Origin of the sequence: Streptomyces sp. CG4, assembly GCF_041080655.1 — a bacterium.
Classification (GTDB): domain Bacteria; phylum Actinomycetota; class Actinomycetes; order Streptomycetales; family Streptomycetaceae; genus Streptomyces.
On the sequence record NZ_CP163525.1, the window covers coordinates 8,818,029 to 8,831,669 of the forward strand.

General features: G+C 70.8%; 12 protein-coding genes and 1 pseudogene. 8 read left to right on the forward strand and 5 right to left on the reverse strand.

The window, feature by feature from the left end; genetic code table 11:
- The first annotated feature begins 202 nt into the window (after positions 1-202).
- Positions 203-1,654 (forward strand): hydrolase, encoded by a 1,452-nt coding sequence (locus AB5L52_RS40645; protein ID WP_369368226.1) that lies wholly within the window; start codon positions 203-205, stop codon positions 1,652-1,654.
- A gap of 50 nt (positions 1,655-1,704) precedes the next feature.
- On the opposite strand, the gene AB5L52_RS40650 is transcribed toward AB5L52_RS40645, so the two are convergent.
- Positions 1,705-4,428: an exo-beta-D-glucosaminidase gene (locus tag AB5L52_RS40650; RefSeq protein ID WP_369368227.1), complete on the reverse strand. Its 2,724-nt coding sequence runs from the start codon at positions 4,426-4,428 to the stop codon at positions 1,705-1,707.
- Between the two features lie 106 nt (positions 4,429-4,534).
- A complete protein-coding gene (locus AB5L52_RS40655; RefSeq protein WP_351018480.1) occupies positions 4,535-5,719 on the reverse strand; it encodes an ROK family transcriptional regulator in 1,185 nt (394 codons plus the stop codon).
- A 137-nt stretch (positions 5,720-5,856) separates the two neighbouring features.
- Here AB5L52_RS40655 and AB5L52_RS40660 point away from each other — a divergent pair, with 137 nt between their 5' ends.
- Positions 5,857-7,290 carry an APC family permease gene (locus AB5L52_RS40660; protein ID WP_351018477.1) on the forward strand — a complete coding sequence of 478 codons (1,434 nt, stop codon included), beginning with the start codon at positions 5,857-5,859 and terminating at the stop codon, positions 7,288-7,290.
- Between the two features lie 66 nt (positions 7,291-7,356).
- Positions 7,357-7,869, forward strand: coding sequence for a GNAT family N-acetyltransferase (locus tag AB5L52_RS40665; protein ID WP_369368228.1), 513 nt, complete (start codon positions 7,357-7,359; stop codon positions 7,867-7,869).
- Between the two features lie 11 nt (positions 7,870-7,880).
- Here the strand turns inward: AB5L52_RS40665 and AB5L52_RS40670 are convergent, their stop codons facing one another.
- The gene (locus tag AB5L52_RS40670) at positions 7,881-8,660 is read right to left on the reverse strand and encodes a hypothetical protein (protein ID WP_369368229.1); all 780 of its coding nucleotides are present in this window, start codon (positions 8,658-8,660) and stop codon (positions 7,881-7,883) included.
- 270 nt (positions 8,661-8,930) lie between these two features.
- On the opposite strand from AB5L52_RS40670, the gene AB5L52_RS40675 reads away from it, so the two are divergent.
- Positions 8,931-9,392: an SRPBCC family protein gene (locus AB5L52_RS40675; protein WP_369368230.1), complete on the forward strand. Its 462-nt coding sequence runs from the start codon at positions 8,931-8,933 to the stop codon at positions 9,390-9,392.
- Positions 9,393-9,499: 107 nt separating this feature from the next.
- On the opposite strand, the gene AB5L52_RS40680 is transcribed toward AB5L52_RS40675, so the two are convergent.
- Together AB5L52_RS40680 and AB5L52_RS40685 are read right to left on the reverse strand one after the other, a co-directional pair.
- Positions 9,500-9,937: an SPW repeat protein gene (locus AB5L52_RS40680; protein ID WP_351018466.1), complete on the reverse strand. Its 438-nt coding sequence runs from the start codon at positions 9,935-9,937 to the stop codon at positions 9,500-9,502.
- A gap of 77 nt (positions 9,938-10,014) precedes the next feature.
- Positions 10,015-10,242, reverse strand: a pseudogene (locus AB5L52_RS40685) (LysR family transcriptional regulator); the annotation flags it as partial.
- A 298-nt stretch (positions 10,243-10,540) separates the two neighbouring features.
- Here AB5L52_RS40685 and AB5L52_RS40690 point away from each other — a divergent pair.
- From AB5L52_RS40690 to AB5L52_RS40705, 4 genes are all read left to right on the forward strand, one after another.
- Positions 10,541-10,618, forward strand: a complete 78-nt coding sequence (locus AB5L52_RS40690) for a putative leader peptide (RefSeq protein WP_369369050.1) — start codon at positions 10,541-10,543, stop codon at positions 10,616-10,618.
- A 264-nt stretch (positions 10,619-10,882) separates the two neighbouring features.
- The gene (gene ssuE, locus AB5L52_RS40695) at positions 10,883-11,437 is read left to right on the forward strand and encodes an NADPH-dependent FMN reductase (RefSeq protein WP_369368231.1); all 555 of its coding nucleotides are present in this window, start codon (positions 10,883-10,885) and stop codon (positions 11,435-11,437) included.
- Between the two features lie 495 nt (positions 11,438-11,932).
- A complete protein-coding gene (locus AB5L52_RS40700; protein ID WP_351019444.1) occupies positions 11,933-13,075 on the forward strand; it encodes an LLM class flavin-dependent oxidoreductase in 1,143 nt (380 codons plus the stop codon).
- A 28-nt stretch (positions 13,076-13,103) separates the two neighbouring features.
- The gene (locus tag AB5L52_RS40705) at positions 13,104-13,640 is read left to right on the forward strand and encodes an HXXEE domain-containing protein (protein ID WP_369368232.1); all 537 of its coding nucleotides are present in this window, start codon (positions 13,104-13,106) and stop codon (positions 13,638-13,640) included.
- The last annotated feature ends 1 nt before the right edge of the window (position 13,641 follow it).

Genomic DNA, 13,641 nt, shown 5'->3' on the forward strand with positions numbered 1-13,641 from the left:
CGCATCAGCGCTGCCGAGGTGCGCTGCCGTACGGGGATGACGGGGCGGTCCGTCCCCGTTATTGCCGGGACTTTCTGTTCACCGGGCCTTCATGCCATGTACCTTTCAACAAAGTGACGCGTGTAGAACTCTCAACCCGGCTCTACGCGCGCAGACTTGGCGCCCGCACCGCCTCTCCCCACCCCTCATGGAGGTTCGTCGGATGCTTGGATCCAGGGGATCCCGCCGCAGACTCAGCACCGCCCTGGCCGGATTCGGGCTGCTCCTCGCCGGAGCCGCCGTCCAGGTCGGCAGCGGCACCGCCGCGCACGCGGCGACCACGCACCGCGTCCTGTTCGACAACGCCCATGCCGAGACCGCCGGAAACGCCGACTGGATCATCTCCACCAGCCAGCCCGACCCGCTCGGCCAGAACGCCTCCCCGTCCGCCGAGACCGACTGGACCGGCGCCCTGTCCTCCTGGGGCGTGGCGCTGCAGAAGACCGGCGGCTACAGCCTGAAGACGCTGCCGTCCGGCTCCAGCCTCAGCTACGGCGGCTCTTCCTCGCTGGACCTGTCGAACTTCGACACACTGGTCCTGCCGGAGCCGAACACGCTGTTCACGAGCGCCGAAAAGACGGCGATCATGAACTTCGTGAAGAACGGCGGCGGTCTGTTCATGATCTCCGACCACACCGGCTCGGACCGCAACAACGACGGCTACGACTCGGTCCAGATCCTCAACGATCTGATGACCAACAACAGCGTCGACTCCAGCGACCCGTTCGGCTTCTCGATCGACTCGCTGAACATCAGCTCCGGCTACCCCGCGGCGATCAACGACAGCACCGACCCGGTCCTGCACGGCTCCTTCGGCACCGTCACCAAGAGCCTCATCGCCAACGGCACCACCGCCACCCTCAAGCCCTCCGACAACTCCTCCGTCAAGGGCCTGCTCTACCGCAGCGGTTACTCCGGCAACACCGGCGCCTTCTTCCTCACCAGCACCTACGGCAGCGGCCGGATCGCCTACTGGGGCGACAGCTCCCCGATCGACGACGGCACCGGCCAGTCCGGCAACACCCTGTACGACGGCTGGAACGACTCCGGCGCCACCAACGCCGCCCTCGCCCTCAACGCCACCGCCTGGCTGGCCGGAGCGGGCACCAGCAGCGGCGGCGGGGGAGGCGGCGGCACCGGCACCTGCACCGCGGCCCAGCTCCTCGGCAACAACGGCTTCGAGTCCGGCAACAGCGTCTGGAGCGCCACCAGCGGCGTCATCACCAACTCCAGTGGTGAGTCGCCCCGTTCGGGCTCGTACTACGCCTGGCTCGACGGCAACGGCACCGCCACCACCGACACCCTGTCCCAGTCGGTGACCGTCCCGTCCGGCTGCAAGGCCACGCTGAACTTCTCCCTGCACATCGACACGGCCGAGACCACCACCAGCACCGCCTACGACACCCTCAAGGTCCAGGTCCTGGGCAGCTCCGGCACGGTCCTGGGCACCCTGGCCACGTACTCGAACCTCAACGCGGCCTCCGGCTACACCCAGCGCAGCTTCGACCTCAGCGCCTACGCCGGGCAGACCGTCACGCTGAAGTTCACCGGCACCGAGGGCTCCAAGTACCAGACGTCGTTCGTCGTGGACGACACCGCGCTCAACGTCGCCTGAGCCGAAGGGGCGGGGGCGGGGGCGGGTCGCCGGCCCCGCCCCCGCCCGTGTCAGGACGCCGGCACCGTACGCTCCGGGGTGTTCCACCCGGAGACCCGCACACCCGGCGCCGAACCCCGCAGATCGGCCGTCCGGCAGGTGGCGGTCAGCGTCACCGACTCGCCCGGCCACAGGCTCACCTCGTTGTCCGACCAGCGCACCGGCAGCACCGGCTTTCCCCGCGCGTCCACGAGGTGGACGTCCGTCAGCAGCGCCGGGGTCTTCCCGCTCCCGGTGGTGCGCAGGGTGACCGTCGTGGTCGACGTGCCGTCCGAGGACCGCGTGGCCGCCGTCGCCGACACCGGCACCTGCGCCATCGAGGACAGCCCCTGGAGATCGGCGTAGCTCGTCGTCGGCGTGTAGTACCAGGTGGTGCCCGACCAGTCGAGGGTGTCGGGCCGGGTGGAGAGCCAGTACACGTTCCGGCTCACCTCCGTGCCGGCCGCGTCCGTCAGGACCAGGCGGAGCAGATACGCCGACGACAGTCCGCGCACCGAGGACGGCAGGGTGAGGGCGGTTCCGTGCGCCCCGTCGCCGCTCACCGTGAGGTCGGTGACGGTCCTGTCGTACTTCTGTGTGCCGTCGGGGTTGAACAGGGTGGCCCGCGCGGTCAGTCCGGTCGCGGTCTCGTGCCGGTTGTTCACGACGGCGACCGAGCGGTCGTCGTATCCGTACTGGATGTGCAGCGGCTCGTTCGCCTTCTTCGCGCCGAAGTAGGCGCCGCCCTGGTCGAGATAGCGGTCCGTCAGCTGCCAGTGCAGGGACGTCCAGCCGCTGTTGAGCATCCAGTGGATCACACCGGTCGAGGGCTTCGACGCGTCCGTGGCATTGCGCTCGTACGCCTCGAACTGGGCGCGCACATTCTCGTACTGGGCCAGCTGGGCCTTGCGCACATAGTCGGCGAGGCTGGCGGGGGCGCCGTAGCGGCCGGTGAGGGCGGCGTCGTAGATCTTGAGCGTGCCGAAGACCGGGGAAGGCGAGCGGTGGTACTGCTTGGCCGCGGGGTCCTTCCAGAGGGTGTCCAGTTCGGCCGGGGTCAGCATGCGGCGCAGGGTGTCGAGGGTGGGGATGCTCGGGCCCGCGCTGGTCTCGGAGTTGAAGCCGGTGGCCCCGCCCTCGCGTCTGGCGTACCAGTAGCCGGGCGGCACCCAGTCGTACGGCCCGGTCATCTTCATGCCCGAACTGCCGAGCCGGGGTGAGGACTTGGCGGAGGCGGCGGAGACCACCGGGACGGGCCAGTCGGCGGCCTTCAGGGCGTCCAGATAGGTCTTCTCGGTCTTCGCGTCGGGTGCGAAGTCGCTGCCGATCAGGAAGGAGATCACGCTCGGGTGGTCGCGCAGCCGGGCGGCCTCGGCGGCCATCGACGCCTTGGCCACCGGATAGTCGGCGTCGGTCCACGGGTCCCCGGGCTCGTCGGATCCGTTGACGTTGCCCTCCCACTTGTCGCAGCACTCCCAGCCCGGCAACGTGAGGATGCCGTAGCGGTCGGCCAGGCCGAAGAACTCGTCCGGCTCCAGATGCCCTTCCAGCCGGATGGTGTTCAGGCCCAGATCGACGGCGTACTTCAGCCGGTCCTCGGCATAACGGCCGTCCCAGCGCAGGAACTCGTCCGGCGACCAGCCGCCGCCCTTGATCAGCAGCTTGCGGCCGTTGATCCGGTACTGGCGTGCGCCGTCCGCGTTCAGCGGCGCCTGGACGTCGCGGATGCCGAAGCTGTCGTGCGCGGTGTCGGATGGCGTACCGGCGACGGACGCGGTGAGGCCGAGGTCGTACAGCGGCTGTCCGCCCATCCCGGCCGGCCACCACACCTTCGGTGCGGTCAGGCGCAGTCCGGGGGTGTCGGCGGGGGAGAAGGTGACGGTCTTCGTCTCGTGGGCGGCCAGCGGGACTTGCCGGGTGAAGCGCGTCGCGCCGAGGGTGCCGGTGATCTCGGCCGTGACCGGTGCGGCGGTGTCGTTGCGGGCCTCGGTCTTCACCGTCAGGTCGGCGGAGGCGAGCGACGGCACGGCCAGCTTGGTGAGCACGTGCGTGTCGCGCAGTGCCACCGGGCCGCCCCTGCGCACCAGGACGTCCCGGACGATGCCCATGTTCCGGTCGGGCGGCGGCTGGAGCCAGTCGATCCAGCCCATGGTGAGGTCCTTGGCCGGGTCGTCGGGCTGGATCCGGAAGGCGACCGTGTTGGTGCCGGTCGTGACCAGCGAGGTGACGTCCAGCTCGTGGTGGGTGTAGGCGCCCGTGACATCCTTCGCCGCCGCCACCTGGTGGCCGTTCACATAGACGTCGGCCGCCGAGATCACCCCGCCGAAGTCGAGGAAGGTGCGCCGCGTGGTGTCCTGGACGGTGAAGTCGGAGCGGTACCACCAGGGGACCTCGAAGTCGGCCTTCGGGATCTTCTGCTGGTTGGTCGAGAAGAACGGGTCGGCGTAGACGCCGTCGGCGAGCAGCGCGGCGAGGACGGTGGAGCGGGGAGCGGCCGGATACCAGCCCTGCGCCGGATAGCCGGGGGAGGAGACCGAGGCGGCGGAGTCGCTCACCTTCGCCGAGGACTGGATGGCGTAACCGGTGAGCGGGGTGGCGGTGCCGGCGGCGGACGGGACCCGGGTGACCGGGGCCGGGCCGTGCGGCGGTCTCGCCTGCCGGGATCCGGCCCAGGCGCCGTTGGTCAGGGCGGCGAGCAGACCGATGACCAGCGCGGTGACGGCGAACCGGCGTCCGAGGGCGGGGCGAGGGGGCATGACGGAGCTCCGACCTTGTAAAGTTAGGAAACTTTACTAACATGGTTCACGCTAGGGCGCCGTACGGGTCGTGTCAATGACCGTGGGCGGCACGGCCCTTGGATCGTCAGGCTCCGGCCGCCCGGCGCTCGAACACCAGGTCCCGGGCCGTGTCCAGGGCCGTGGCCACCGCGCCGAGCAGGACCGCGTCCTCGCCGAGCCGGCTCGGCGCGATCCGGGGGCGCAGCGGCGTGAGTGCGCGCACCTGCTCCTGGACCGGACGCAGCAGCAGGTCGACGCTGTGGCCGAGGCCGCCGCCGAGCACCACCAGGTCCGGGTCGAGCACGGCGGCCGCTGCCGCCACGGTGTGCGCGATCCGCTCGCCCTCCAGCTCCACCGCCCGCAGGGCGGCCGGATTTCCCTGCCGGGCCGCGTCGAAGACCGCCTTCGCCGTGAGCTGCCCGCTCATCCCGAACTCCCGGGCGGCCTCCACCACGGCCACACCGGACACCGCGTCCTCCAGCCGCTCCGGCTTCTGCCGGCCCGGCCAGGGCAGGAAACCGATCTCGCCGGCCAGCCCGTGCGCCCCCGTGAACAGCCGGCCGTCGCTGACCACGCCCATGCCGAGCCCGGTGCCGATCAGGATGTACGCGAACAGCCGGCTGCCCGCGCCCACGCCGTAGGTGTACTCGCCGAGCGCGGCGAGATTGGCGTCGTTGTGCACCTCCAGCGGCACGCCCAGCTCCTCGCGCATCCGGTCGACGAGCCCCGCGCGCCCCCAGCCCGGCAGGTGCATCGCGTACCGCACCCGCCGCTGCTCGGCGTCGTACACCCCGGGCGTGCCGACCACCCCGTGCACCACCTCCGCCGGGTCCACGTCCGAGTTGGCGATCACCTGGCGGGCGGTGCCCACGACCAGGTCGGCGAGCGCGGCGGAGGCGCGGGCGCGGTTGCGTACGTCGGCCCGCGCGACGACCGTGCCGTCCAGGTCGACCACCGCCACCCGGAGCCAGCCCCGGCCGATGTCCACGCCGAGCGCGTACCCGGCGGCCGGGTCGGGGGCGTACAGCACGGCGGTGCGCCCGCGCTCCGGGGCGTGGGTGCCGACCTCGTGCACCAGGCCGGCCGTCTCCAGGGAGGCCAGCGCGCTGGAGACCGTCGGCTTCGACAGGCCGGTCTCCCGGGCCAGTTGGGCGCGCGAGGCGGCGCCGAGGGTGCGCAGCCGGTCCAGCAGCAGCCGCTCGTTGGTGCTGCGCAGCCGCCGGCGGCTCCAGGGCTGTTCCCGCTGCTCTACGACATCGCTGGCGGCCATCGCACCATTCTCACGCATTCCCCACGGATACTTGACGCCGCTAGTAAGGCTCCTTAACTTTATCGGCCACCAGCCCGGCCCGGGCGTGTCGCACCCGCAGACACGCGGCCCGCGTGCCCGTCGCGTCAGGAGTCCCCATGTCCGGTAGCCCCCCGCCCACGGGTGGTTTCGTCCGCCGTGTCGGCCTGCTCCAGGCCACGGCCATCAACATGAGCCAGATGTGCGGCATCGGCCCGTTCGTCACGATCCCGCTGATGGTCGCAGCGTTCGGCGGCCCGCAGGCGGTCATCGGCTTCGTCGCGGGCGCCGTCCTCGCGCTGTGCGACGGACTGGTCTGGGCCGAGCTGGGCGCCTCGATGCCCGGCTCCGGCGGCAGTTACGTCTATCTGCGCCAGGCCTTCCAGTACCGCACGGGCCGGCTGATGCCGTTCCTGTTCGTGTGGACGGCGATGCTCTTCATCCCGCTGATCATGTCGACCGGTGTGGTCGGATTCGTTCAGTACCTGGGCTATCTGGCCCCGGATCTCGGCCAGACCGCCGGTGACCTCATCGGCCTCGGCGTCATCGCCCTGGTCGTACTCCTGCTCTGGCGCGGCATCGAGCACATCGCGCGGATCACCGCCGTGATGTGGGTCGTGATGATCGCCTCGGTGCTCCTGGTGATCGTCGCCGCGGCCGGCGACTTCAGCCCGCACCTGGCCTTCACCTACCCGGCGGGCGCGTTCGACCTGACGAGCGACCACTTCTGGCTCGGCTTCGCCGGGGGCCTGACCATCGGCATCTACGACTACCTCGGCTACAACACCACCGCCTACATGGGCGCCGAGATCAAGGACCCGGGCCGTACGCTGCCGCGCTCGATCCTCTTCTCCATCCTCGGCATCATGGCGATCTATCTGCTGCTGCAGATCGGCACCCTGGGCGTCGTCGACTGGCAGCGGATGACCGACCCGCACGACATCGCCGCCACCTCGGTCGCCTCGGCGGTGCTGGAGAAGACCTGGGGCAAGGGCGCCGCCGACGTGGTGACCGTACTCATCCTCGTCACCGCGTTCGCCTCGGTGTTCACCGGGCTGCTGGGCGGCTCGCGGGTGCCCTACGACGCCGCCCGCGACCGTGTCTTCTTCCGGCCGTACGAGAAGCTGCACCCCCGGCACCGCTTCCCGACGCTGGGCCTGGCCACCATGGGCGTGATCACCGCGATCGGCTTCCTGATCGGCCGTCACACCGACCTTGCGACGCTGATCCAGTTGCTCACCACGGTCATGGTGATCGTCCAGGCGCTCGCCCAGATCATCGCGTTGACCGTGTTGCGCAGACGGCAGCCGGAGCTGCGCCGTCCGTACCGGATGTGGCTCCATCCGCTGCCGAGCATCCTCGCGTTCGCCGGCTGGTGCGTGATCTACGGCTACGCCGACAAGAACTCCCCGGGCCGCCACCCCATCGAGTGGTCCCTGGCCTGGCTGGCCCTCGGCTGTGTCGCCTTCGTCGTGTGGGCACGGCTGGAGAAGGTCTGGCCGTTCGGCCCGAAAGAGATCACGGAGGAGTACAAAGTCCTTGAGATGAGCTAGAGTTACGGCAGATTTCAGCGAGCCTCCCCGGACCGGACACACCGTCTGCCGGGGAGGCTGTGCTTTATGACCGAAACTCACTCGGCGGACCTGACCGTCCGCCCCGCGACCCCCGAGGACCGGCCCACCGTCGAACGGCTGTGGCTGATGTTCCACCACGACCTGTCCGAGTTCCGCGGCGCCCTGCCCGGCCCGGACGGCGCCTTCCGCAACGAACGCGTCGAGTGCGCCTTCACCCGGCGGGACTGGGCTCCGTACCTCTTCCAGTGCGACGGGCGCCCCGTCGGCTTCGCGTTCGTGCGCGCGCTCGACCGGCCGGTGCGGGTGCTGAACAGCTTCTTCGTGGTGCGCGGTGCCCGGCGGCGCGGGATCGGGACGCGAGCCGTGCGGGACGTGCTGCGCCGGCATCCCGGGGCCTGGGAGATCGCGTTCCAGCACGACAACCCGGCCGCCGTGCGGTTCTGGCCGTCCGTCGCGCGGGACCTCGCGGGGGACGCCTGGACGCGCGAGCTCCGGCCGGTACCGGACCGGCCGGAGGTGCCCCCGGACGTGTGGATCTCGTTCGCCGTGACCGGCTGAACGGAGCCGGGTTACTGCGCCTGCGCTGCCTCCGTCGTGACCTGGGCGTCCGGCGTGGCCGGGATCACGGGTGCCGACGTGCCGGCCTGGTCGTTCTTCTCGGTCGAGTCGTTGCCGTTGTCCGGCTGCGGCAGCGGGGTCGGCTTGGCGTCGGAGGTGTCCTTCTTCGGCTCGGGCCGCGGCGCGTCGTCGACCCAGGAGGTCAGCCGGCCGTCCGGCTTGAGGGCCACGTGCAGGCCGTTGTTCTCGCCGTAGGCGGCGCGGCCCTTGGCGACGAGGGTGTCGAGCTTGATGCCGTGGGCGTAGATGTCGGCCTCGTAGTGGTTGGCGCCGATCTTGTAGACCTTGCCGGTCGAGACGTCGTCGGCCAGCGTCGCTACGGAGACGAGGATGCGCTGGGCGACGGGCTGCGGCTTGGGCTTCGGCTTGGCCCGCTCGACCCAGGACGTCACCGTGCCGTCCGGGTGCAGCGTGACATGCAGTCCGTTGTGCCGGCCGTGTGCGTGCTTGCCCTTGCCCTGGGTGTCGAGGGTCCCGTACTTCTTGCCCTTCGCCCAGATCTCCGCCTCGAAGCGGTGCTTGCCGGTCTTGTAGACCTTGGCGACGGAGACCTTGTCCGCGAGTCGCACCGTCTTGACGAGGACGCGCTTGTCCTTGCAGTGGGCCGGGGCGTGGGCGGCGGGCGCCGCCTCGGGGGCGGTGGCCGCGAACGCGCCGCCGGCCGAGGCGGCCAGAACGGCGGTGGCGCCGGTGGCGACGAGGGTGGTGCGCAGGGTGCGAAGAGCACGCATCGGTGAACTGTCCTTCGATCGGTTTCGTTCGTCGGTGTGCCTTCGACGCTACGAACCGTCCATCAAGACCATCCATACGTCGTGTAACAGATGTTTGTAGCGTTCTCCTCGAAACGGGACATAATCCACGGCTCAATCATTGAATCCGCAGGAAGATCGGCTTTCTGGCCTGGTATTTCCGCCATAAGATCCAGGAGCGGTTGAATCGACAAGTTCGAGCGCCCGAGCCTGAGCGCGCTCGGCGCCCTGGAGCGACGAACCGAGGATGCCATGACCGACAAACCCCGCTTCGTGTACGTCACCTACGTCGCGAGCGCACCCGAGAGGGTCTGGGGGGCGCTCACCGACGCCGATCTCACGGCCGCCTACTGGGGCCATCGCAACGAATCCGACTGGCGGCCCGGATCCCGCTGGGCGCATGTGCGCACCGACGGCTCCGGCATCGCCGACGTGGTCGGCAGGGTGGCGGAGAGTGAGCCGCCGACCCGGCTGGTCACCACCTGGGCCGCGCCCGGCGACGAGGACCGGGAGGACCGGCATTCCCGGGTCACCTTCGCGATCCGGCCGTACGAGGACATCGTCCGGCTCACTGTCGTTCATGAGGACCTCAACGACGAGGGTGAGCGCTCGGACGCGGCGGGGGGCTGGCCGGCCGTGCTGTCCAACCTCAAGTCGCTGCTGGAGACCGGCCGGCCCCTGCCGCAGGACCCGTGGCTGGTGCCGGGCGACTGAGCGGACGAGAGGGAGGCCGGTCCCCCGGGTGGACCGGCCTCATGCATTCCCCGTTCGTCGCCCCCGTTCTCCGTTTCCCGCTGTGCTTCCTCTCCGCGCGCCTCCGGTCACGGCTTGGAGTTGCTCCGCGCCGCCGTGCCGGCACAGACCAGTCCGAGCACGAACGCCAGCGCGCCGATGACGATGTTGTTGATGATCACGCCCCGGTCGGGGGCGCTGCCCACGACCCACGGAGCGATGATCAGCCAGACGCCCATCGCGCACATGGCCCAGCTGAGCCCGTACATCCGCTCGGGGGCCCGGGTGAATCCCAGTGCCAGCAGGCCGATCGCTATCCCCATGATCAGGTTGTGGGCCATGAGGGAGGGCTGGCTGGTCGTGTAGTGCACTATCCACGGGGATGCCGCGCAGTAGAGCCCGAGCAGGAAGACCGGCCCGTCCACGAGCGCCACATCACGACCGCCGAGCATGCGGGCGTAGCGTTCCCGCATTTCGGAGACATCGGGGTGGGTCGATATATCACCCCTGTGCGAGACGTCTGACATGACTCGTCTCCTTTGACTTCGCAGGCCAGACCATGTCTGGTGCGGTACTTGAGACACTCCTTGCTACCAGTTTGCGCTTATTTCTTCTTTATGTGTAGCTCTCGGGCCCGGTCCACGAAGGCCGCGTGCAGGTCCCGGGCCGCCTGGGGTACGGACACCGCGCGCCGGCGCTGGAGCATCAGCAGCACCCCGGTCGTGTCGGCGGCCGACGGGCGGTGGGTGATCAGGCCGGACCGCTCCAGTGGGTCCCCGGCGACGCTGAAGTCCGGCAGCACCGTGGCCCGGAGCCCCTCGGCGACCATCAGGTCCTCGACACCGATCACCGGCAGCGAGGCGAGCGGCCTGTCCGGGCGCGGTCTCGCTCAACGCGGGCTGTGACAGGCGCAGTTCGTCGGCCGCCCGGCGCAGTGAGCCCGGCCGGGTCACCGCCGCTGTGTATTCCAGCTGTTCGGTCCGCACCGCCGCAGAATGCGCGGTCAGGAGAACCCGGTTCAAGGGTTTCCCTGTCAACGCCTTCGTGAAATTCAATGGTCCGGGATACGAGACCGGTCGGGTTTTCCTTGACGGCTCTCACCGGCGGCTGCCACGATCGACGGCATGACGATGCGACTGGACCTCACGCGGCGACGCCACGTCGACCTCGCGCGCGTCTCCAGCGCCTGCTGTCGCGCCGCGGCCTGATCGTCCGACTCGGCCTCCGATCCGCCGCTCTCCGCTCCGCTCCGGCACCCCCCCGAATTTCCCCACGCTTTTCCGCGCGCCCGGTGCGTGGAATTCGGCGTGTCCGGAGGCGTGACCGAGCAATTCCGCACCAGGAGTTCCGCATGCCCGCAACGCCCGTGAAATGCGCCTGCCGGGTTCCCACTTGGTACTCCTGACCGCCTTCCCCCACCGGGCGACCGTCCCCGTACGGGTACTTGGCGCACCCCAGAAAACGAGGCACCCATGGCCACCGTCCTGTCGGTCTCCGGCAGCCCCTCCGCGACCTCGCGCACCGGTCGGCTGCTGCGCCACCTGGACCAGCGACTGATCGCCCAGGGTCATGAGGTGATCCCCCTCGACGTCCGCACCGTCCCGGCCGAGGCCCTGTTCGGCGCGGACTTCCGGCACCCGGCGATCGCCCGGGCCGCCGGGCTGTTCGCCCGTGCCGACGGAGTCCTGATCGGCACACCCATCTACAAGGCGTCGTACTCCGGTGTCCTCAAGGCGCTCCTGGACCTGCTTCCGCAGTACGCGCTCACCGGCAAGACCGTGCTGCCGCTCGCCACCGGCGGCTCCACCGCGCACGTCCTCGCCATCGACTACGCGCTGCGCCCGGTGCTGCACTCCATGGGCGCCGCCCATGTGGTTCAGGGGTGGTTCACCCTCGACAAGGACATCACCGTACGCGAGGACGGCTCGCTGACTCTCGCCCCGGCCACGGCGGAGGCGCTCGGGCAGGTGCTGGACCAGTTCTCCGCCGCCCTGGCCCGCACCCCCGCACTGGCGGAGGCGAGCTGACCGCCATGACCGCACGTGTCATCGCCGACGACACCGAGGAACAGCGTAAGTTCTTCTGCGGCGCGCTGCCGGCGGGCCGCCGGTTCGGCCACGCGCAGTCCGCGGCCGGCGCCAAGCACGTGCGGGACATCCGCAACGGCCTTCTGGGGCGACGACCTGCCGGGGGCGCGCTCGCCGAGGAGGCGGAGCCCGTCCGCACCCGCCACGTCAGGGCCGCCGAGGCCGCGGTGCACATGGTGAGCGCTCTGTCCGAGATGGCCGGCACCCGCTCGGCCCTCGACTCCCCGCATCCGCACCGCCCTTGGCGCGACGCCCGCACCCGACCACCACCCCTCGACGAGACGCTTCGCGCCGCACCCTTCGGATGGCACGACCGGCCCGCTGGAAGGTGCAGCACCTCGGCCGGTACGGCTGACCGGCGCCCGGCCGCCCCGACGCGGTCCGCTCCGACGGACCACCGCCCGCTTCCACGGACACCCGAGAACGGAGACCCCCGTGTCCCTCACCTTCCACTGGTTCCTGCCCACCAACGGCGACAGCCGCCATGTCGTCGGTGGCGGCCACGGCACCCCGGCCACCGCCTCCGGTCAGGACCGGCCCCCGACGGTCGCCTACCTGAGCCAGATCGCCCGGGCCGCCGAGGACCTCGGCTTCCTGGGTGCGCTGACCCCGACCGGTGCCTGGTGCGAGGACGCGTGGCTGACCACCGCCATGGTCAGCCAGAACTCCGAGCGGCTGAAGTTCCTCGTCGCCTTCCGGCCCGGCTCCGTCTCGCCGACCCTCGCAGCGCAGATGGCGTCCACCTTCCAGCGGCAGACCGGCGGACGGCTGCTCCTCAACGTGGTCACCGGCGGCGAGAGCCACGAGCAGCGGGCCTACGGCGACTTCCTCGACAAGGACGCCCGGTACCGTCGTACCGGCGAATTCCTGCACATCGTGCGGGACTTGTGGGACGGCAAGAGCGTCGATCTGCACGGCGAGCATCTGCAGGTCGAGGAGGCCAGGCTCAGCCGGGTGCCCGACCCCGTGCCCGAGGTGTACTTCGGCGGCTCCTCGCCCGCCGCCGGCGACGTCGCGGCCCGGTACGCGGACGTGTACCTGACCTGGGGCGAGCCGCCTGCCCAGGTCGCCGCGAAGATCGCCTGGATCCGCGAGCTGGCCGCCGGGCACGGGCGCAGCCTCCGCTTCGGCATCCGGCTGCACGTCATCACCCGCGACACCTCCGCACAGGCCTGGGCCGAGGCGGACCGGCTGCTCGACGGCTTCGACCCGGAGACCGTACGGGCCGTCCAGGCGGGCCTCACCCGCAGCGAGTCCGAGGGCCAGCGGCGCATGCTCGCCCTGCACGGCGGCAGCCGGGAGAGCCTGGAGATCCACCCCAACCTCTGGGCCGGCATCGGCCTGGTGCGCGGCGGCGCCGGCACCGCCCTGGTCGGCAGCCACGACGAGGTCGCCGAGCGGATCAAGGAGTACCACGCCCTGGGCATCGACGAGTTCGTCCTCTCCGGCTACCCGCACCTGGAAGAGGCGTACTGGTTCGGCGAGGGCGTGCTGCCCCGGCTCGCCGCACAGGGACTGTGGACGCGTCCGGACGGCAGGACGGCCGCTCCCTCGGCCCAGGTGCCGTTCACGAGCTGACCAACTCGCCCTGGCAGACTGCTGGTTCATGACACGAGAACCGAACGCCGCCGGTGCGGCCGTCACCTGGGGTCTGCTGGCCGCGTGGGCTCTGCACGACACCGAGGAAGTGGTCATGGTGTCGCGCTGGGTGCGCACTGAGGTGCCGGAGCTGCGCAAGCGGTTCCCGCGGGTGCCGGAGACGGTGTGGCGGCGGCTGGAGTCCGTGGACGCGCGGGAGTTCACCACCGCGGTCGCCGCGATGGCGGTGGTGCTGGCCGCCGCGTGCGCCGACGGGCAGCGCACCGGGGGCCGGTCCGCCGTCTACCAGACCGCGCTCAACGCGTTCGGCCTGCACGGCCTGGTCCATCTGGCCCAGGCGGCCGCCCTGCGCGGCTACACCCCGGGCTCCGCGACCACGCCCGTGCTCGTCCTGCCCTTCACCGTGTGGGCCCGCGGCCGGCTGCGCCGGTCCGGCGTGCTGCGCCCCACCCGGCCGCGGGAGGTGGCCCAGGGCCTCGCCTTCGCCGCGGCGGCCACGGTCGCCACCCATGCGCTCGCGCAGGGAGTACTGCGCCGGCGGTGAC